Genomic DNA, 18,721 nt, shown 5'->3' on the forward strand with positions numbered 1-18,721 from the left:
TAAATGAAGGCATTAGTAATTTCAGGTGGAGGAAGTAAAGGCGCATTTGCTGGTGGTGTGGCTCAATATTTAATTGAAGATCTTAAAAGAGAGTATGATTTGTATTATGGAACCTCTACGGGAAGTTTACTGGTTTCGCACCTAGCTTTACAAAAAGTTGAAAAGATTAAAGAAATTTACACTTCTGTTAATCAAAAAAGTATTTTCAGTAATTGTCCTTTTGTAATTAAAAAGAAGTATGGTGAAGATGTTATTGAAATCAGTCATGTTAATGTGATGAGAAATTTCATAAAGGGATCAAAAACCTTTGGTGAAAGTAAAAATTTGAGAAAATTGATAAGTAAAGTCTTTACGATTGAAGAATTTGAAGTTTTAAAAAGTTCTGCAAAAAACATTTATGTTACGGTTTCCAATTTGTCCTTAAATTCAGTAGAGTACAAAGCAATTAAAGAATACACTTACGATGATTTTTGCGATTGGATATGGATTTCGTGCAATTACATTCCATTTATGTCATTGGTAAAAAAAGAAGGATGTGAATATGCAGATGGAGGTTTTGCAAGCATGATTCCCATTGAGGAAGCCATTAAAAACGGTGCAACTCATGTAGATGCAATAATTCTTCACACAGAAACGCCATTGTATAACAGAATGCCAGCAAGAGGTGTTTTTAGTGCTTTAACCAATCTTTTTTCGTTTATGATGGACCGAATTGAATATCAAAACATTAAAATTGGTAAATATGAAGCTAAATTCAAAGGAGCCACTATCAATTTTTATTATACACCTTCTATTTTAACCACAAATTCATTGATTTTTAATAAAGAAAAAATGAAACAATGGTGGCAAATTGGCTATGAATATGCAAAATCTAAAGATGTAGATACTCAGGAAATTCCAGTAGAAGAATAAAAATAGAAGTAATTACAATATTAATTTCAATTCTTGTTTTAAAAAGGTAATTGCAATACTTGTGGGTGCTTCCATTTCAGTTAGTTCTCTTAAAATAGCTTCTCTCAATTCACTTGCATTGGCAATGGTGGTTTCAAGAGATGTTTTTCTAATCATTTGAACAGTTGTATTTTTAGATTTTGTAATCATTTCCCAACAGTCATCAGTTAGATAAATTTGTTGTGTCAAATTATGTTCAAATTCTGTTTGAATGGCATGAATTAAAAAAGTAGCATAATCATTTTTATCAGTAGTTGGTGGAGCAACTCTCAAAAGAAGTTGTGCAGGATGAATGCGTTCCAAAAATAAAACCATTCGCTCATAAGCTTGTAATCGCAAGGGTAAAGCTTCTTTTTGATTTAGTTTTACCAATTCGTAACGTCTTCTATTTTCTTCATTTTTAAAAAATGATTGAAATAAAAAGTAAGCAACACCACCAGTTACTATTGATGGTATAGTATAAGAGGCAATTTCTATGATTTTTGAAATATCCATTTTTTTTAATTTTAAATTGCAAAGTAAACATTAAATAAATCAATTTCAAAAATCAATTTTAAAAAACAATGGTATTGTTGCAACTCAAAATTAAATACCAAAAATAGAATTTCACTTTTTTTAACTGATATTCATTTTTTGCCATTGAAATTGATTTTTGAATTTGTATTTTTGTAGATTAGATAAAATAGTAAAATGCAAAGATATATAGATCAATTAAACGAAGCGCAACAAGCACCAGTTCTCCAAAAAGATGGACCAATGATTGTTATTGCTGGGGCCGGTTCAGGAAAAACAAGAGTTTTAACTGTTAGAATTGCCAATTTAATGAGTCAAGGTGTTGATGCTTTTAATATTTTATCGTTAACATTTACTAACAAAGCAGCACGTGAAATGAAAAAACGTATTGCAGATATTGTTGGTAATAATGAAGCCAAAAACCTTTGGATGGGTACTTTTCACTCTGTTTTTGCAAAAATTTTGAGAATTGAATCTGAAAAACTAGGATATCCTTCTAATTTTACTATTTATGACACGCAAGATAGTGTTCGATTAATTTCTGCCATCATAAAAGAAATGCAATTAGATAGAGATGTTTACAAACCCAAACAAGTTTTGAGTCGAATTTCATCGTACAAAAACTCTTTAATTACTGTAAAAGCTTATTTCAATAATCCTGAATTACAAGAATCGGATGCCATGAGCAAAAAACCACGTTTAGGTGATATTTATCAAAATTATGTGGATCGATGTTTTAAAAGTGGTGCAATGGATTTTGACGATTTGTTATTGAAAACCAATGAGTTATTAAATCGTTTTCCAGATGTTTTGGCAAAATATCAAGATCGTTTTCGTTACATTTTAGTGGATGAGTACCAAGATACCAATCACTCTCAATATTTGATTGTTAGAGCTTTATCGGATAGATTTCAAAACATTTGTGTAGTTGGTGATGATGCGCAAAGTATATATGCTTTTCGTGGTGCCAACATCAATAATATCCTGAATTTTCAGAAAGATTATGATAATGTACAAATGTATCGTTTGGAACAAAATTACAGATCTTCGAAAAATATAGTGGAAGCAGCCAACAGTATTATTGATAAAAATAAAACCAAGTTAGATAAAATAGTTTGGACTGCCAATGATGATGGACCACCAATTAAAGTGCACAGAAGTTTAACTGACGGTGAAGAAGGACGTTTTGTGGCAGGAGAAATTTTTGATATGAAAATGCAAAAACAATTGCATAACGGTCAATTTGCTATTTTGTACAGAACCAATGCGCAATCTCGTGCCATGGAAGACGCTTTGAGAAAAAGAGATATTCCTTATCGTATTTATGGCGGACTTTCCTTTTATCAACGAAAGGAAATTAAAGATGTATTGTCTTATTTAAGATTGGTTATTAATCCGAAAGATGAAGAAGCAATAGTTAGAGTTATCAATTATCCAGCACGTGGAATCGGAAATACAACTATCGAGAAATTAACCGTTGCGGCAAATCATTACAAGCGTTCTATTTTTGAAGTAATGGAACATATTGACAAAATTGATTTAAAACTAAATTCAGGAACCAAAACAAAGTTGCAAGACTTTGTTACCATGATAAAAAGTTTTCAAGTCATTAATGAAAATCAAGATGCTTTTTATTTAGCAGATCATGTAACCAAAAAAACAGGTTTAGTTCAAGAATTAAAAAAAGATGGTACTCCTGAAGGTATTGCTCGTATAGAAAATATTGAAGAGCTTTTAAACGGTATTAAAGATTTTACCGAAGGTCAAAAAGAAATTGACGGTGCTAGAGGTGCTTTGGCCGAATTTATGGAAGATGTAGCTTTAGCAACCGATTTAGATAAAGACACCGGTGATGACGATCGAGTAGCTTTGATGACGATTCACTTGGCTAAAGGACTTGAATTTCCTTATGTTTTTATTGTTGGTTTAGAAGAAGATTTGTTTCCAAGTGCAATGAGTTTAAATACACGAAGCGAATTGGAAGAAGAAAGAAGATTGTTCTATGTTGCATTAACTCGTGCCGAACATCAAGCGTATTTGACTTATGCACAATCCAGATATCGTTGGGGAAAATTGGTGGATAGTGAACCTTCACGTTTTATTGAAGAAATTGGAGATCAATTTTTAGAATACATGAATCCTCAAGATAACGGAAATTACAGATACAAACCCATGATGGATATTGATATTTTTGGTGATGTAGATAAATCAAAATTGCGTTTATCTAAACCGGCTACAGGAACACCACCAAAACATTTGAGTTATGATGAACCTTCAAGTACAATCAATATTCGAAAATTAAAACCCGTAGCTAGTAAATCATCAAGCAGTTCAAATGCAAATTTATTTGATTCTAATTTAACTGTTGGAAATATAGTAATGCATGAACGTTTTGGCAAAGGCGAAATTTTAAATCTTGAAGGAGTTGGAGCTGATAAAAAAGCCGAAATTCGTTTTGATGTTGGAGGAATTAAAAAACTTTTACTTCGATTTGCTAAATTACAAGTTTTGGGATAATGTTTTTTTTAGTAAAAAGTTTTAAATTAAATCCTAAATAAAATCCAAATGTCAGAATTCATCAAGATTTACGAAAATAAACCAAGCGAAGCTGCTATAAAAAAAGTAGTTGATGTACTTAAAAACGGCGGATTAATTATCTATCCAACCGATACAGTTTATGGTTTAGGTTGCGATATAACCAACTCTAAAGCTTTAGAAAAAATTGCAAAAATTAAAGGAATTAAGCTTGAAAAAGCCAATTTTTCATTTATTTGTAACGATTTAAGTCATATTTCTGATTATGTAAAACAAATTGATACAGCTACATTTAAAATTTTAAAACGGGCATTGCCTGGACCATATACTTTTATTTTACCAGGAAATAACGATTTACCAAAAGAATTTAGGAAGAAAAAAACAGTAGGAATTCGTGTTCCTGATAACAATATTGCTCTTAAAATTGTTGAAATGTTAGGAAATCCAATTGTTTCAACTTCAATATATGATGAAGATGATGTAATCGAATATTCAACGGATCCAGAATTAATTTTTGAAAAATGGCAACATAAAGTTGATTTAGTAATTGATGGTGGTTATGGTGATAATGTGGCTTCTACTATAATTGATTTATCTGTTTATGAACCAGAAGTTATTAGAGAAGGAAAAGGAAGTTTAGATGTTTTATAGTTTATTAAATTCATTACAAACTTTAATCCATAATTAGAAAAACACTATCGGAATTCTAACAAATAAATTTCACACATGAAAATCCTCAAGTTTATATTTTTAATTTTTATTTTTTTCTCAAATAATCAAATTATTGCTCAGCAAAATATTTATGGTGAAATTCTAGATGAAAATAATGAGCCTTTATTAGGAGCAACTGTGTATATTGATGGAACTTCCTTGGGAACTACTACTAACGAAAGAGGTTTGTTTCAAATTACTATTGCTTCTGAATTGAATGCCTCTTTAATTATTTCTTATGTTGGATATGAAAAATTTATAATTTCTCAACCTAAATTAGGGGTGAAATATAAAGTTTATTTGAAACCAAAAGTAGAAGAATTGAATGAAATTGTTCTTTCAGATGGTGGTTTTTCTAGAAAACAAATGATGCGTATTTTTAAAGAACAGTTTTTGGGTTTGACTAAAGCTGGAAAAAAATGCATTATAGAAAATGAGGATGAACTGTACTTTTATTTTGATAAAGACAAAAATAAATTTCATGCCTACAGTGATGTTGATTTGGTAATAAATAACCCTTATTTAGGATACAAAGTGTATTATGATTTAAATAGATTTGAAATTAATTTTAAGAAATATACATTGGATGCCGATTTTATTTATACCTCAATTTATTCAGGTGATTCAAGATTTGTAGAAGTCGATAGCACTCAAAAAATCAAAAAAAGACGATTGGAAGCCTTTGAAGGTTCCATAACTCATTTTATGCGTGAATTATCTAAAAGGAATTTTTCAGAAAAGGGTTTTCAACTTTTTTATAGAAGTTTTCCAACGCTTCCAAACATGCATTTTACAACCAAAGATACCTTAGGGATGCAAAGAATATCGGTACTCTCTAATGTGAATTCTTCAATTCCAAATAAAAAATTTCAGAAAGAATTGAGTGTTTTGTACGATAAAAAACAGCAATCAAAAGTCATATTTTACGAACCTACGTTTTTCATAGATAAGTTTGGATTGTTTTCCAATTATGAAAACATTATGTTTTCTGGAGTTTTTACTGGAAAAAGAGTAGGAGATTTATTACCCGCTAATTTTGGTTTTGAGTAATTATTTGATTAATGCTTCAATACAATAATTCAACATTTCCTTAATTTCACGAACATCACTTGGTTTCACATTTTTATTGGGAAAACTTGGAACTTTTTACATATTTATGGCTGAAATAGTTTTAAAAGTTTGTTCTTTTCCTAAAGATTCAATAACAACATTTTCATCAAAATACAGCATCTTTTGACTAATTGTGTAAGGACCACTTATCGATTGTTCAGAATAATATTCGCTTTTTAATAAAAATAGTTTGTTGTTTTTTAAATAAAAGCTTCCACTTTCTGTATCATGACCATAATCTGAAGTAAAGGTCAATTTAACCAAATGATTCTGATCATAATAGGCCGTGATGTCCATTTCATCAGGAACACTCATTTCCTTTTTTTTGTATGTATTTAATTTGGCATCAATTTCTTTAAAATTTTTTTCTATGATTGTTTTTTTAAGATTTAAAGAAGTTATACTTTCTTTTTTGTCTGATTTTTTTATACTTACAGTTGTTTCATCTTTTTTACACGATAGTAGTAAAAACGAACAAAAAACAACAAAAAATAATTTTAATAGATTCATATTGATTTTCCTAAATTTTGAGAGTTAAATTTAATTCATGTAAATATTACCAAAAAAATAAAAAAAAATCCAAAAGCCTATACTTTTGGATTTTTAATCACTTCGTACTTAAAACTTCGTACTTCGTATTTTAAACTATTCTTTACTCAAATTTTTCATTTCTTTTTCAATCATGTCATAAAACTGGTCAATTTTTGGCAGAATAATAATCTTAGTTCTTCTGTTTTTAGTTCTGTTTGCTGGAGAATCGTTAGTAGTTAGTGGCACATAAGAACTTCTTCCTGCAGGAATTAACTGTTTTGGATCAACTCCTAATTCGTTTTGTAAAACTCTAACTATTGAAGTAGAACGTTTTACCGACAAATCCCAATTATCTAAAAGAACACCGCTTCTGTAAGGAATATTGTCTGTATGACCTTCCACCATACATTCAAAATCAGGTTTGCTGTTAATTACTTTTGCCACTTTAGCTAAAACATTTTTGGCATTAGGACTAACTTCATAACTTCCCGATTTGAATAATAAATTGTCAGCAATTGAGATAAAAACAACTCCTTTTTCAACATTGACGTTAATATCAGGATCATTTAAACCAACTTCTTTTTTAAGACTTGTAACCAAAGCCAATGTTACGCTATCTTTTTTAGTCAATGCATCTTGTAAACGACTGATTTTTAAATCTTTTTCTTTTAAACTTTCTAAAGATTTTTCTAAATTAGTAGCACCTTTTGTGGTAAGAACGGTTAGTTCTTTGGAACTGTTGATTAAGTCTGTATTAGTTCTTTTTAGATATTCTAACTGACTTAATAAATCTTTTCTTTGTTTTTCTAATGCTTCACTTTCCGTCAAGCAAGTATTTAATTTTAAAGTTACCGTGTTTAATAAGTCTTGTGTTTCTTTTTGTTGGGCTTCTAAAGCTGTAAACTTCTTTTTAGAAACACATGAACTTAAGCTTAGAGATACAATTGTAACTAGTAATAAAACTTTTTTCATGGTAATTATTTTTTTCAAAATTAAATAGAAAATTAAGTTATAATAAATTTTATGCTATAAATTATTGTTAAAATATAGAAGTAAATTTTTTTAAACCTTTGATGAAATATTTATAGACTATCGAATTAGTTTTGAAATAGTTAGTCTTTTGTGAAGCGTTTCTTTTTTGATACATTTTAACTAAATTTTTGTAAAATGAAAAATGCGCTTTACCAACAGCTATAAAATGCTTTGGTTTTCCTGAAAATAAAAATTTATAAGCTGCTATTCCATCCAATATCATTCGAAAAAAAATAATGAAGAACAATTGTTTTGATGGTAAATTTTTTACTAACATGTAAAGTGAATTCCTAAAGTTTAAATATGTTTTTTTAGGATTTGCAACGTCCAAAGTAGCTCCACCAACATGATAAACTACCGATTTTGAAGTGTATTTTGTTTGGTATCCTAAATTAAAAGTCCTCCAACATAAATCTATTTCTTCTTGATGAGCAAAAAAATCTTCATCAAAACCTTTTAATGCTCTAAAAACTTTTTTTCTAATAAATAAACATGCACCTGTTGCCCAAAAAATTTCGGTGGTATCATTATACTGACCCTTATCTTGCTCTAAAGTTTCAAAAATACGCCCTCTACAAAAAGGAAAACCAAATTGATCAATAAATCCACCTGCTGCTCCTGCATATTCGAAATGAGATTTCTTTTTATAATCTAAAATTTTAGGTTGAATGATAGCGGTTGAAGGTTCCTTTTCAAATAATTCTACAATTGGATTTAACCAGTTTTCGGTTACTTCTATATCAGAATTCACTAAAGCATAATAAGGTTCTTCTACCCATTGAAGTGCTTCATTATATCCTTGTGCAAAACCAAAGTTTTTTGAGTTTTCAATTATTTTAATCGTTGGAAAATCACTTTTTAATACTGCTATAGAATCATCAGTGGAAGCATTATCTGCAACATAAATAGTTGCATTTTGAGAATATTTAATAATTGAAGGTAAAAACTGTTGCAACAACTTTGTTCCATTCCAATTTAATATGACTACTGCTATTTTCAAATTTAGGATTTAGGATTTAGAATTTTGAAATCGGGTAATTCTTTTAAAAAATGATAATGCTCTTTCTCAAAATCCATTTCACAAAAGTAATGATTTAGACCATTAGTAACCATTAAATAATTGGCATTTAACATCAAATTATAACGTGCTATTTGATCAAATGTTTTTTGATTAATACCAACTTCAGGAGCTTTGCATTCAATTAATAAAAAAATTGAACCGTCTTTGTTAAATACAACAATATCGTATCTTTTATTCATTCCGTTGATTTTCACAACTTTTTCAACATTAATATAGGATTTAGGATATTTTTTATCTTCAATTAAAAATCGAACAACATGCACACGAACCCATTCTTCTGGAGTTAAAAGAATGAATTTTTTTCTAATTTCATCAAAAATAGACACTTTATTTTCACTATTTTTGAATCGGAAAGAATAGGTTGGGAAATTGAGTTGCTGCAAAATTTATAGTTAATTGTTTATTGTTAATAGTTTATGGCAAAAATAGATAAATTTGAAGATTTAGAAATTTGGAATAAATCTAGAGAAATTTGTTCTGAAATTGAATATTTATTTGAAAATACAAATTTAGGAAAAAGATTCTCCATGAAAGATCAAATGGATAGAAGTTCTGGTTCAATTATGGATAATATAGCAGAAGGTTTTGAAAGAAACGGAAATAGAGAGTTTATTAATTTTTTAAGTTACTCAAAAGGTTCTTGTGGCGAATTAAAATCACAATTATATAGATCGTTAGATAAAAAACTAATTTCTCAAATTCAATTTGAAGAAGTTTCTATAAAAATTGAATTAGTCAAAAATAAAATAGGAGCTTTTATGAAATATTTGAATAATTCAGAAATTAAAGGTTTAAAGTTTGGTAATAACAAACAATAAACTAAAAACAATTAACAACAAACATGGACGAAGTCATTCGAATTACAAAAGATATAAAAACTGGAAATATAAAACCCATATATTTTTTCATGGGTGAAGAGCCTTATTATATTGATAAACTTACAGAATTTATTGAAAATAACGTGTTGCAAGAACATGAGCGTGATTTTAATCAAACTATTTTGTATGGAAGAGATGTAACTATGGAAGATGTTATTTCAAATGCAAAACGCTTTCCAATGATGGCAGAGCATCAGGTAGTAATCGTAAAAGAAGCTCAAGAATTAGCTAAGTCGATAGATAAATTAGAAAGTTATGCCGAAAACCCACAACCTTCCACTGTTTTGGTTTTTGCTTACAAATATAAAACTCTTGATAAACGAAAAAAAGTAACTAAAAATTTAGCAAAAACAGGATTAATTTTTGAAAGTAAAAAATTGTATGAAAATCAAGTAGGAGAATGGATTAAAAGAGTTCTTTCAGGTCAAGGTTATGCAATAGAACCTAAAGCAACGATCATGTTGGTTGAGTTTTTAGGAACTGATTTATCTAAAATAAGCAATGAATTGGATAAATTGAAAATCGTTTTACCTAAAGGGCATACTATTTCAGCCAAAGATGTTGAAGATAATATTGGAATTAGTAAAGATTATAATAATTTTGAATTAAGAAAAGCCATTGGAGAAAAAGACCAATTAAAAGCATATAAAATTATTGACTATTTTGCTCAAAACCCAAAAGATAATCCAATTGTGGTTACAACAAGTTTGGTTTTTAGTTTTTTTTCACAATTGTTACAATATCACGGCACTAAAGATAAAAATCCTAAAAATTTAGCAAACGTTTTAAAAGTAAATCCTTATTTTTTAAAAGATTATGATTTGGCTGCAAGAAATTATCCCATGAAAAAAGTAAGTGCCGTTATCGCAACATTAAGAGATATTGACATTAAAAGTAAAGGAGTTGGTGCCAATGCTTTGCCTCAAAGTGATTTACTTAAAGAAATGTTGATTCATATTTTCAAGTAGGTATTTGTAATTTAGTAACGAATATTTAGGTAGAAGTTTATCAAAATTGACTTTTGCAAATATCATTTAATTTTGAAGTTGATTTTTGCAATTGAAATTGAATTTTGATATTGAAAACCCTATCTTTGTTATCCTTAAAAAAAATAGTATAAAATGGGAATGAATAAAAACACTGTATTAGCATGGGCTACATTTATAATGATTGTAATGGGAATTATTATTATTGGACTTGGAATCTATAGATACGATGATGTAGCCGGTTGGGGATTTGCAGCTGTAGGAATCGGTTTTTTTGCAATTGCATGGGTTTTCAATGCACTAAAAGGAAGGGTATAATCCGTATTGCCTTTGGCTTCAGCCTCAGGATTTTATTAAAAAATTAACCATAAACATAATATATTTCGTTTAATTTTTTTAAAAGATATAAATAATTACGATTAATATTACTGTTAAAATAATAGAACCAACTAAAGATTGCTTCGAAGCTTCTTTTTTAGAATCACTTACTTTAATTTCACTCTTTGATAATGATCCTAAATCTTGTTTTTGTTTTGTAAATTGATTTGTTCCCTCTAATCTCCCTTTAGCACCAATATATAAAAACCATTTTACAAAGAAAAAAAACACAATTATTATAATAAGTTTCATCATTTTTTTAGATTAAAATTAATTAAATTTAAATACTCCAAAGTCATTACAAATAAAAGAAAATATTTTATCAAAAATTAATTTCTTTAGTTATTTATTTTTTTCCCAATAATAATTTGTTTTAAAATCTTTTATGGAAATTTCTCGTAAAAAAAATAAAAACGAAAAAGCTATTTCAGAGTTAGATGCAGCATAGAAAAGATAACTTGAATATAATCTTTTCATTAATTTTAAAAATATAATAGGAAAAAATAAAACACCTACAAGCCACCAAAAAGAATATATAAATGATAGTATAATTGAAATCACTGGACTTAAATACATCATTATAAGGTAAAAATAAAATCTAAAAATATTTGTTTTACTTGCAAAAATATTATTTACAACAAAAGAATCTAATCCAAAATTAAATTTTTGAATAACAACATTTCCTAAAGTTAATTCATCTTTAAATTCGTTAAATGTTTTGAAAGGAATATCATTATTAAATTCTTTAAACGATATGGGGATATAAAGAGATTTTTGTTTAACTAATTCTACTCTTTTTAATATATTATTTTCTATTTTTTCAATTTGAGTCATTTTTTTAGTAATTTATATAAGTTTATAGAAACAATTAAAGTCAATATTTCACCTGTTAAAGATTTGAAAAAGAGAAAGTAATAAATAATTTATAAATAAAACCAAATGTAATTGATATTAAAATGCTAATCGGTAAAATAAAATCCACCTCTACCATATTGGAAGTTTCTCATATTTTGATAATAATTCAAATAATCAATCTTCTGTCATCGTATTTTTTATATATCTTATTTATTACCTTTTAAGGCGAGTTTCAAAAATTGAAACTCAAACAAAATCTTAAATACTCGCCGCTTAAGTGTTTTTATCAAACTTAATTATTATTTACCATAAACCAAAACAAATAATTAACATTTTAGAGTAGAGGTTAAAATGGTAATAACAAAATCACCGAAAAACCCCATAAATTAAGGTTTTTCGGTTTTTTAGTACTAATTTTTAAAATGATAAACGCATAGTAATTATTAATTGTCTTTTGAATTGTTTTTAATTAAATCTATCTTTGTAGCCATAATTCTTTTAAAATTTATTGTGATAAAATAAATGTATAGTTATTATTTTAAAGTGGGAAGGTTAAGTGGGATTTTTTTCAATAAAAACAAAATAAAACAGATAAACAAAATTAGTAAAACATTAATAACTTAAATAAATTCAACAAATTAAACATGTCAGACGATAAGAAAGTAATATTTTCAATGTCTAAAGTAAATAAAATTTACTCTAGCACGAATAAACAAGTTTTAAAAGATATTTACCTAAGTTTCTTTTATGGAGCAAAAATTGGAATTTTAGGTTTAAACGGTTCAGGAAAATCATCCTTATTAAAAATTATTGCGGGTTTAGATAAAAATTTTCAAGGTGATTTAGTCTTTGCACCAGGTTATAAAGTGGGTTATTTAGAACAAGAACCACAATTAGACGAAACTAAAACCGTTATTGAAATTGTTCGAGAAGGTGCAGCTGAAATTTATGCTTTATTAGACGAATTCAATACTATTAACGATCAATTTGGTTTGCCAGAAGTCTATGAAGATGCAGATAAAATGCAAAAACTTATGGACAGACAAGCCGATTTGCAAGATAAAATCGATGCAGCTGGTGCTTGGGAAATTGATAACAAATTAGAAGTAGCAATGGATGCGCTTCGAACTCCAGAAAGTGATACACCTATAAATGTACTTTCAGGTGGTGAAAAAAGACGTGTTGCACTTTGTAGATTGCTTTTACAACAACCTGATGTATTATTGTTAGATGAGCCAACCAACCACTTAGATGCTGAATCAGTACTTTGGTTAGAGCAACACTTACAACAATATCCAGGAACTGTAATTGCAGTAACCCATGATAGATATTTCTTAGACAATGTAGCTGGTTGGATTTTAGAATTGGATAGAGGAGAAGGTATTCCTTGGAAAGGAAATTATTCTTCTTGGTTAGACCAAAAAACAAAACGTATGGAGCAAGAAGAAAAGTCAGCTTCAAAACGTAGAAAAACATTAGAACGTGAGTTGGATTGGGTTCGTCAAGGTGCAAAAGGAAGACAAACCAAACAAAAAGCTCGTTTACAGAATTACGATAAGTTATTAAACGAAGACCAAAAAGCCTTAGACGAAAAATTAGAAATTTATATTCCAAATGGTCCAAGATTAGGTACAAATGTTATTGAAGCTAAAAATGTGGCTAAAGCTTTTGGCGATAAATTACTTTATGACAATCTAAATTTTACGCTTCCTCAAGCCGGTATTGTTGGAATTATTGGACCAAATGGTGCTGGTAAATCAACTATTTTTAGAATGATAATGAAAGAACAAGAACCAGATTCGGGTTCTTTTGATATTGGTGACACAGTTAAAATTGCTTACGTAGATCAATCGCATTCAAACATTGATCCAGAAAAATCAATTTGGGAAAATTTTTGTGACGGACAAGAATTGGTCATGATGGGTGGAAAACAAGTGAATTCAAGAGCTTATCTTTCTCGTTTTAATTTTGGTGGAAGTGAACAAAATAAAAAAGTAGCTACCCTTTCTGGTGGTGAAAGAAACAGATTGCATTTGGCAATGACTTTAAAAGAAGAAGGAAACGTTTTACTTTTAGATGAGCCAACAAATGATTTGGATATTAATACGCTTCGTGCTTTGGAAGAAGGTTTAGAAAACTTTGCAGGTTGTGCCGTTATTATTTCACACGATAGATGGTTTTTAGATAGAGTTTGTACCCATATTTTAGCTTTTGAAGGTGATTCAGAAGTGTATTGTTTTGAAGGTAGTTTTTCTGAATACGAAGAAAATAAACGAAAACGTTTAGGTAAAGAGGTTACACCAACTCGAATCAAATACAAGAAATTAGTGAGGTAAATCAATTATTGCAGAATTATAAAAACATAGTTGATGATCAAAGTCAATTATGTTTTTTTATTTAAAATCCATTCAAATGAAAAAAATAGTACTTTTTATATTTTTAATTATGATTTGCTCTTCATGTGATGTTGAAGAAACGTATAAGTTGGTTAAAATTGATAATAAATTTTCTATCGAAGTTTTAGATAGTATGACTGAAACAAATCAATTAAATGCTGAAGCCACTTTGCAATATCAAAATTTATTTCAAGAACTTTACACGGTAATAATTGAGGAAAGCGAACAAGATCTAAAAGAATCTATAGAAAATAAAATTATTGACGACTTTAGTTTGGATATTTTTGGCTACACAAATTTAATAAAACAAAATTTTGAAAATTTGCCATCAATTACAAATATTTCACCAACTACTGATTTAATTATTAATGGAAATAAAGCAAAAACCTTTACTGTAGATGGAAAAATAAACGATATAGAAATTTTTTATTTAGTAACTATAGTAAAAGGTAGTAAAACGTTTTATCAAATTACTTCATGGACTTTATTGGACAAAAAAGAAAAAGTAAGTCCAAAATACGAAAAAATAGCAAAAACATTTAAGGAAATTAAAACTAAAACAATAGCTAAATAGTTTAAATTAAAGTCTATTTCATGGCAAAATAGACTTTAATTTAATTTTTTAATACCAGCGTTTTTTATTTTTTTTGGAAGCTTCCGATTTACGTGAATTACTTTCCTTGTTTTTATTTCTTAAGTCTGGTTTTTTATCTGGATTTTCGGCCGCTGCATTTTCATCTAAAACATAAGGATGATCCGAAACAACTTTAATTTTCATTCGAATTAATTTTTCGATATCCTTTAAATAAGGTTTTTCTGAAGCATCACAAAACGAAATCGCTAAACCACTATTACCAGCTCTTCCAGTTCTTCCAATTCTGTGAACATAAGTTTCTGATATATTAGGTAAATCAAAGTTGATTACATAGGGTAACTGATCAATATCAATACCACGAGCCGCAATATCTGTTGCAACTAAAACAGTAATTTCTTGATTTTTAAATCCTTCAAGAACTCTTTGTCTGTTGTTTTGTGATTTATTTCCGTGAATTGCAGCTGCTTCAACCCCATTTTTTGCCAAAGCTTTAACCACATTATCAGCTCCATGCTTCGTTCTTGTAAAAACTAAAATATTTTTTAAACCATCATTTCTAATCAAATGGTATAACAGTTTTCTTTTATCTCCTTTATCTACATAATATATTTTTTGAGCAACCTTTTCAGCTGTACTAGAAACTGGATCAACTGAAATATATTTAGGTTTGGTTAAAAATGTATCTGCTAATTCTCTAATTGCAACTGGCATGGTAGCTGAAAACAGTAAGGTTTGTCGATTATCAGGAGTTAGTTTTACAATTTTTTTTACATCATTGATAAATCCCATATCCAACATTTGATCGGCTTCATCCAAAACCAAATGATGCATGTGATTTAAATCAATATAGCCTTGTTTGTTCAAATCCAATAATCTTCCTGGTGTTGCAATTAATACATCAACTCCTTTTCTCAGTTGATCTACTTGTGCAACTTGACTGACACCACCAAAAATCACTAAACTTCTAATATTGGTATATTTTCCATAAGCATCAAAACTTTCTTGAATTTGAATAGCCAATTCTCTAGTTGGTGTTACAACAAGAGTTCGAATTTGTTTTGTTTTTTTATTAGAACCAACAATTCTGTGTATTAAATTGATAATTGGAATAGCAAAAGCACCTGTTTTTCCTGTTCCTGTCTGAGCACATGCTACTAAATCTAAACCTTCTAAAACAGCAGGAATTGCTTGCTCTTGGATTGGTGTAGGACTTTCATAACCTAATTCTTGAACTGCCTGTTGTATGTTGGGAATTAATTGTAATTCTTTAAATGTCATTTGTATTATTTTGTACAAAGGTAGTTAAAAAGATCTCAATAGATTTTTTTAAATGTTTTTGATAATTATAATGCGAAATCAGATTATAATCTAAAAATTCCGCCTAAAGCAATAGTTTTTTGAAAGAAGAAAAAATCTTGTTGTGCAGTATCTGTTGATTCAGCCGTTGTTCTAATATCATTCATATTGATATAACCTCCTTTGATATCATACATAATAAAGAAATGTTTGAAAAAAGTAAGGTTAATTCCCGCTTTAGCAGAAACGCCATATCCAGAAACATGGAAATCGTCGTGTCTCTCTTTTCCGAGTAATTTAGCATTGGTTTTTGGATATAAAATTCCGCCTCCAATTCCACCTTGTAAGTTTACTTGAAATTTATCAGTATTTTGAATTTTAAATAATTTTGAAATGTCTTCAAATCTAGAAATTTCAGTATTGATATAATTTAATCCATCCGTATGTTCAAAAGTCAAAAAGTTTTCATCCAAAGTTAATTCATCAGCAGTAGGATTTTCATCATAGGTTCCTTGATTAGGATAATAACCTGAATATTTTACTCTTCTATTTTGAGACATCACATATTTCATATGATCAACTCCTAACGAAATATTATATTTATCTGTAATGAAATATCCCATTCTAAAATTGGTCTGAGGAATTGTCATTTTACTTGGATTTATATAATCTACATGCCAACCTTTAGGCTTATCATGAGCTTCAACATTGTAAATTGTAAAATCATAATCGGCTCCTTTAAAACGAATGTCAGAATCGGAATAACTTTCACGATTTCCACCCCAATAAACAAAGAATTTTCCTTTATTCGATTCGGTAAATTTTAATGGATTTTCTTGTGAAAAAACATACTGAAATGTTGTTAATAGTGTAAAAACTATTAAATAATATTTATTTTTCATTTGTAATTTTAAAATTGATTGATGGTCGTTCTAATAGCTACTAATTTAGTCATTAAGGACTCAAAATAATCTAAATGTAACATATTAGCACCGTCACTTTTAGCATTTGCTGGATCAAAATGGGTCTCAATAAAAATTCCATCAACACCAACTGCTATACCAGCTTTTGCAATAGTTTCTATCATGTCAGGTCGTCCACCAGTCACACCAATAGTTTGATTAGGTTGTTGTAAAGAGTGTGTAACATCCAATACAGTAGTGGCCTGCTGTTGCATGGTTGGAATACCTCTAAAATCAACAATCATGTCTTGATATCCAAACATGGTGCCTCTATCCGTAACCATAACGTTTTCATTTTGACAATCTAAGACTTTTTGTACCGCATGTTTCATGCTCTCGGGACTCATGAATTGCCCTTTTTTCAAATTTACAGTCTTACCTGTTTTAGCAGCAGCAACTACTAAATCCGTTTGTCTTACCAAAAACGCAGGAATTTGAAGCACATCAACATAGGCAGCTGCCATTGCAGCATCTTCATTGGTATGAATATCAGTAACTGTTGGAACGCCAAATTCTTTTGAAACTTTTTCTAATATTTTTAGTGCTTTTTCATCACCAATTCCTGAAAAACTATCAATTCTTGAGCGATTGGCTTTTTTAAATGAGCCTTTAAAAACAAAAGGAATCTGTAATTTATCAGTAACAGTTACTAACTTTTCAGCAATTCTTAAAGCCATTTCTTCACCTTCAATGGCACATGGACCAGCTAATAAAAAGAAATTACCCGAATTTGTATGCTTTATTTGAGGAATATGATTTAAATTCATTTTTAATTTTTTTGATGGTGCAAAGATAAAAAGAAATTCCTTGAAAAACGAGGTTTAAAAGGTTACTTATGTTACACAAGTATATTAGTTTGTAATTTTTTTAATTTTAAATCCTTTAGGACAAGACATTTCTCCCTTTTCATAAGCATTAAAGTAGAATTTCATTTTTTGATCATTTCCTTTAAAATACACTTCATAAACAGAAAGCATACCAGCACCCATTTGCGAATTTTTTGATGGAAACGGACAACAGGTTTCTATTTTATTATACACTATTGCTTCACCATTTGGACCAGTTAATCCGTTGAAATAATACCCAACAGTAGTATCTTCATAATTTGGACTAATAATACCTACATTAACAGGATAGTCAGGATCAATACCGTATTTTGATTCTTTAGCATAAGTAGTTATTAAAAACATTCCGTTGCTAAAAAAGGGTTTCACAGCTGTGGTATCGATATTTTTTATAGTTGATTTTGTACTTATACAAGAGCTAAAAACGAATAGTGTTAAGATAGAAATATATGTTTTCATGGGTAGTTTATTTTTCATTGAGTTTATAACGGAACAATTTGTTTTTTGCACTTTTGCATTATTTTTGTTTGGTTCTCAATGCATATGCAATTATTGACGAAAGAACAATACCGTAAGATAATGCAGAAAAAACATTCATGTAAATATAGCTTTTTAGATTGAAATAATCTTTGGCAGCTTCTAACGTCATTGTTTTTTTTACTACTTTTAAATCAATCAGTTTCTGAAAATATTCAGGAGCAATAATCTCAAAACTAACATATACTAGTAATGGTGTAAATAGAGCAATTATTAACGCAAGAATTGAACCAGATAAAAATCCTTGCTTCCAATCCATTTCATTTTTAAAATAGTTTTTCTTTTTATCCAAAATAGCTAAAATAAATATCAAAATTGTAATTATTCCGTAAAGAGAACCTAATAAAGGCTGCTTTGCAATTAAGGCATCGTGCCATCCCATAGCATTTTCAAAATACATCCAAAATAAGTAGCAAAACACATAAATGATTGCCCATTTTATTTCGATATTGAATTTTTTCATGTTATTTTTTTTAAAATTTATGCAAATATAAACAATGTTTATGGCTATTTTTGCAAAAAAAAAGTA

Annotated in this window: 21 protein-coding genes; 9 read left to right on the top strand and 12 right to left on the bottom strand. The window is 28.7% G+C overall.

Translation table 11 applies throughout. From position 1 onward, the window contains the following. The first annotated feature begins 3 nt into the window (after window positions 1–3). Complete coding sequence (locus tag ACTF56_RS02770; protein WP_438965385.1) at window positions 4–912, top strand: patatin-like phospholipase family protein; 909 nt, start codon at window positions 4–6, stop codon at window positions 910–912. A gap of 12 nt (window positions 913–924) precedes the next feature. Here the strand turns inward: ACTF56_RS02770 and ACTF56_RS02775 are convergent, their stop codons facing one another. After that, the gene (locus ACTF56_RS02775) at window positions 925–1,446 is read right to left on the bottom strand and encodes a hypothetical protein (RefSeq protein WP_438965386.1); all 522 of its coding nucleotides are present in this window, start codon (window positions 1,444–1,446) and stop codon (window positions 925–927) included. Window positions 1,447–1,641: 195 nt separating this feature from the next. Between ACTF56_RS02775 and ACTF56_RS02780 the strand changes: the two genes are divergently transcribed. From ACTF56_RS02780 to ACTF56_RS02790, 3 genes are all read left to right on the top strand, one after another. Beyond that, window positions 1,642–3,981, top strand: coding sequence for an ATP-dependent helicase (locus ACTF56_RS02780; RefSeq protein ID WP_438965387.1), 2,340 nt, complete (start codon window positions 1,642–1,644; stop codon window positions 3,979–3,981). A gap of 48 nt (window positions 3,982–4,029) precedes the next feature. Beyond that, a complete protein-coding gene (locus ACTF56_RS02785; protein ID WP_438965388.1) occupies window positions 4,030–4,650 on the top strand; it encodes an L-threonylcarbamoyladenylate synthase in 621 nt (206 codons plus the stop codon). A 75-nt stretch (window positions 4,651–4,725) separates the two neighbouring features. After that, complete coding sequence (locus tag ACTF56_RS02790) at window positions 4,726–5,760, top strand: carboxypeptidase-like regulatory domain-containing protein (protein WP_438965389.1); 1,035 nt, start codon at window positions 4,726–4,728, stop codon at window positions 5,758–5,760. A gap of 96 nt (window positions 5,761–5,856) precedes the next feature. Here ACTF56_RS02790 and ACTF56_RS02795 read toward each other — a convergent pair whose 3' ends face one another. From ACTF56_RS02795 to ACTF56_RS02810, 4 genes are all read right to left on the bottom strand, one after another. Next, window positions 5,857–6,330, bottom strand: a complete 474-nt coding sequence (locus ACTF56_RS02795; RefSeq protein WP_438965390.1) for a hypothetical protein — start codon at window positions 6,328–6,330, stop codon at window positions 5,857–5,859. Between the two features lie 135 nt (window positions 6,331–6,465). Then, on the bottom strand, window positions 6,466–7,323 hold the full coding sequence (locus ACTF56_RS02800) for an OmpA/MotB family protein (RefSeq protein ID WP_438965391.1): 858 nt from the start codon (window positions 7,321–7,323) through the stop codon (window positions 6,466–6,468). A 67-nt stretch (window positions 7,324–7,390) separates the two neighbouring features. Continuing rightward, a complete protein-coding gene (locus ACTF56_RS02805) occupies window positions 7,391–8,383 on the bottom strand; it encodes a glycosyltransferase family 2 protein (protein ID WP_438965392.1) in 993 nt (330 codons plus the stop codon). A 2-nt stretch (window positions 8,384–8,385) separates the two neighbouring features. Beyond that, a complete protein-coding gene (locus ACTF56_RS02810; protein ID WP_438965393.1) occupies window positions 8,386–8,847 on the bottom strand; it encodes a type I restriction enzyme HsdR N-terminal domain-containing protein in 462 nt (153 codons plus the stop codon). Between the two features lie 33 nt (window positions 8,848–8,880). Here ACTF56_RS02810 and ACTF56_RS02815 point away from each other — a divergent pair, with 33 nt between their 5' ends. The 3 genes from ACTF56_RS02815 to ACTF56_RS02825 all read left to right on the top strand — a co-directional run bounded on the left by ACTF56_RS02815 (window position 8,881) and on the right by ACTF56_RS02825 (window position 10,646). Then, window positions 8,881–9,282, top strand: a complete 402-nt coding sequence (locus ACTF56_RS02815) for a four helix bundle protein (RefSeq protein WP_438965394.1) — start codon at window positions 8,881–8,883, stop codon at window positions 9,280–9,282. A 23-nt stretch (window positions 9,283–9,305) separates the two neighbouring features. Then, complete coding sequence (gene holA / locus ACTF56_RS02820; RefSeq protein ID WP_438965395.1) at window positions 9,306–10,310, top strand: DNA polymerase III subunit delta; 1,005 nt, start codon at window positions 9,306–9,308, stop codon at window positions 10,308–10,310. Between the two features lie 153 nt (window positions 10,311–10,463). Then, window positions 10,464–10,646: a CAL67264 family membrane protein gene (locus ACTF56_RS02825; protein WP_438965396.1), complete on the top strand. Its 183-nt coding sequence runs from the start codon at window positions 10,464–10,466 to the stop codon at window positions 10,644–10,646. 78 nt (window positions 10,647–10,724) lie between these two features. Here the strand turns inward: ACTF56_RS02825 and ACTF56_RS02830 are convergent, their stop codons facing one another. Continuing rightward, window positions 10,725–10,961, bottom strand: coding sequence for a hypothetical protein (locus ACTF56_RS02830; RefSeq protein WP_438965397.1), 237 nt, complete (start codon window positions 10,959–10,961; stop codon window positions 10,725–10,727). 87 nt (window positions 10,962–11,048) lie between these two features. Beyond that, entirely contained in the window at window positions 11,049–11,540 is a 492-nt protein-coding gene (locus ACTF56_RS02835; RefSeq protein WP_438965398.1) for a hypothetical protein, read from the bottom strand. A gap of 665 nt (window positions 11,541–12,205) precedes the next feature. Between ACTF56_RS02835 and ettA the strand changes: the two genes are divergently transcribed. Both ettA and ACTF56_RS02845 read left to right on the top strand, forming a co-directional pair. Next, entirely contained in the window at window positions 12,206–13,897 is a 1,692-nt protein-coding gene (gene ettA / locus ACTF56_RS02840) for an energy-dependent translational throttle protein EttA (protein ID WP_438965399.1), read from the top strand. Between the two features lie 76 nt (window positions 13,898–13,973). After that, window positions 13,974–14,531, top strand: a complete 558-nt coding sequence (locus tag ACTF56_RS02845; protein ID WP_438965400.1) for a hypothetical protein — start codon at window positions 13,974–13,976, stop codon at window positions 14,529–14,531. 48 nt (window positions 14,532–14,579) lie between these two features. Here the strand turns inward: ACTF56_RS02845 and ACTF56_RS02850 are convergent, their stop codons facing one another. From ACTF56_RS02850 to ACTF56_RS02870, 5 genes are all read right to left on the bottom strand, one after another. After that, on the bottom strand, window positions 14,580–15,830 hold the full coding sequence (locus ACTF56_RS02850) for a DEAD/DEAH box helicase (protein ID WP_438965401.1): 1,251 nt from the start codon (window positions 15,828–15,830) through the stop codon (window positions 14,580–14,582). Between the two features lie 83 nt (window positions 15,831–15,913). Further along, window positions 15,914–16,750 carry a hypothetical protein gene (locus ACTF56_RS02855; protein ID WP_438965402.1) on the bottom strand — a complete coding sequence of 279 codons (837 nt, stop codon included), beginning with the start codon at window positions 16,748–16,750 and terminating at the stop codon, window positions 15,914–15,916. A gap of 8 nt (window positions 16,751–16,758) precedes the next feature. After that, a complete protein-coding gene (gene kdsA / locus ACTF56_RS02860) occupies window positions 16,759–17,577 on the bottom strand; it encodes a 3-deoxy-8-phosphooctulonate synthase (protein WP_438965403.1) in 819 nt (272 codons plus the stop codon). 84 nt (window positions 17,578–17,661) lie between these two features. Next, window positions 17,662–18,114: a 2-dehydro-3-deoxyphosphooctonate aldolase gene (locus tag ACTF56_RS02865; protein ID WP_438965404.1), complete on the bottom strand. Its 453-nt coding sequence runs from the start codon at window positions 18,112–18,114 to the stop codon at window positions 17,662–17,664. 58 nt (window positions 18,115–18,172) lie between these two features. Further along, window positions 18,173–18,655 (bottom strand): DUF4199 domain-containing protein, encoded by a 483-nt coding sequence (locus ACTF56_RS02870; protein WP_438965405.1) that lies wholly within the window; start codon window positions 18,653–18,655, stop codon window positions 18,173–18,175. Window positions 18,656–18,721 lie beyond the last annotated feature (66 nt).

The sequence above is a fragment of the Flavobacterium sp. genome (assembly GCF_965657075.1).
Classification (GTDB): Bacteria; Bacteroidota; Bacteroidia; order Flavobacteriales; family Flavobacteriaceae; genus Flavobacterium.

What these genes read in the sequence shown, in the direction of transcription:
- ACTF56_RS02770 (WP_438965385.1), top strand. Translation starts at nt 4, where the DNA reads ATGAAGGCATTAGTAATTTCAGGTGGAGGAAGTAAAGGCGCATTTGCT.
- ACTF56_RS02775 (WP_438965386.1), bottom strand. Translation starts at nt 1,446, where the DNA reads ATGGATATTTCAAAAATCATAGAAATTGCCTCTTATACTATACCATCA.
- ACTF56_RS02780 (WP_438965387.1), top strand. Translation starts at nt 1,642, where the DNA reads ATGCAAAGATATATAGATCAATTAAACGAAGCGCAACAAGCACCAGTT.
- ACTF56_RS02785 (WP_438965388.1), top strand. Translation starts at nt 4,030, where the DNA reads ATGTCAGAATTCATCAAGATTTACGAAAATAAACCAAGCGAAGCTGCT.
- ACTF56_RS02790 (WP_438965389.1), top strand. Translation starts at nt 4,726, where the DNA reads ATGAAAATCCTCAAGTTTATATTTTTAATTTTTATTTTTTTCTCAAAT.
- ACTF56_RS02795 (WP_438965390.1), bottom strand. Translation starts at nt 6,330, where the DNA reads ATGAATCTATTAAAATTATTTTTTGTTGTTTTTTGTTCGTTTTTACTA.
- ACTF56_RS02800 (WP_438965391.1), bottom strand. Translation starts at nt 7,323, where the DNA reads ATGAAAAAAGTTTTATTACTAGTTACAATTGTATCTCTAAGCTTAAGT.
- ACTF56_RS02815 (WP_438965394.1), top strand. Translation starts at nt 8,881, where the DNA reads ATGGCAAAAATAGATAAATTTGAAGATTTAGAAATTTGGAATAAATCT.
- holA (WP_438965395.1), top strand. Translation starts at nt 9,306, where the DNA reads ATGGACGAAGTCATTCGAATTACAAAAGATATAAAAACTGGAAATATA.
- ACTF56_RS02825 (WP_438965396.1), top strand. Translation starts at nt 10,464, where the DNA reads ATGGGAATGAATAAAAACACTGTATTAGCATGGGCTACATTTATAATG.
- ACTF56_RS02830 (WP_438965397.1), bottom strand. Translation starts at nt 10,961, where the DNA reads ATGATGAAACTTATTATAATAATTGTGTTTTTTTTCTTTGTAAAATGG.
- ACTF56_RS02835 (WP_438965398.1), bottom strand. Translation starts at nt 11,540, where the DNA reads ATGACTCAAATTGAAAAAATAGAAAATAATATATTAAAAAGAGTAGAA.
- ettA (WP_438965399.1), top strand. Translation starts at nt 12,206, where the DNA reads ATGTCAGACGATAAGAAAGTAATATTTTCAATGTCTAAAGTAAATAAA.
- ACTF56_RS02845 (WP_438965400.1), top strand. Translation starts at nt 13,974, where the DNA reads ATGAAAAAAATAGTACTTTTTATATTTTTAATTATGATTTGCTCTTCA.
- ACTF56_RS02850 (WP_438965401.1), bottom strand. Translation starts at nt 15,830, where the DNA reads ATGACATTTAAAGAATTACAATTAATTCCCAACATACAACAGGCAGTT.
- ACTF56_RS02855 (WP_438965402.1), bottom strand. Translation starts at nt 16,750, where the DNA reads ATGAAAAATAAATATTATTTAATAGTTTTTACACTATTAACAACATTT.
- kdsA (WP_438965403.1), bottom strand. Translation starts at nt 17,577, where the DNA reads ATGAATTTAAATCATATTCCTCAAATAAAGCATACAAATTCGGGTAAT.
- ACTF56_RS02865 (WP_438965404.1), bottom strand. Translation starts at nt 18,114, where the DNA reads ATGAAAACATATATTTCTATCTTAACACTATTCGTTTTTAGCTCTTGT.
- ACTF56_RS02870 (WP_438965405.1), bottom strand. Translation starts at nt 18,655, where the DNA reads ATGAAAAAATTCAATATCGAAATAAAATGGGCAATCATTTATGTGTTT.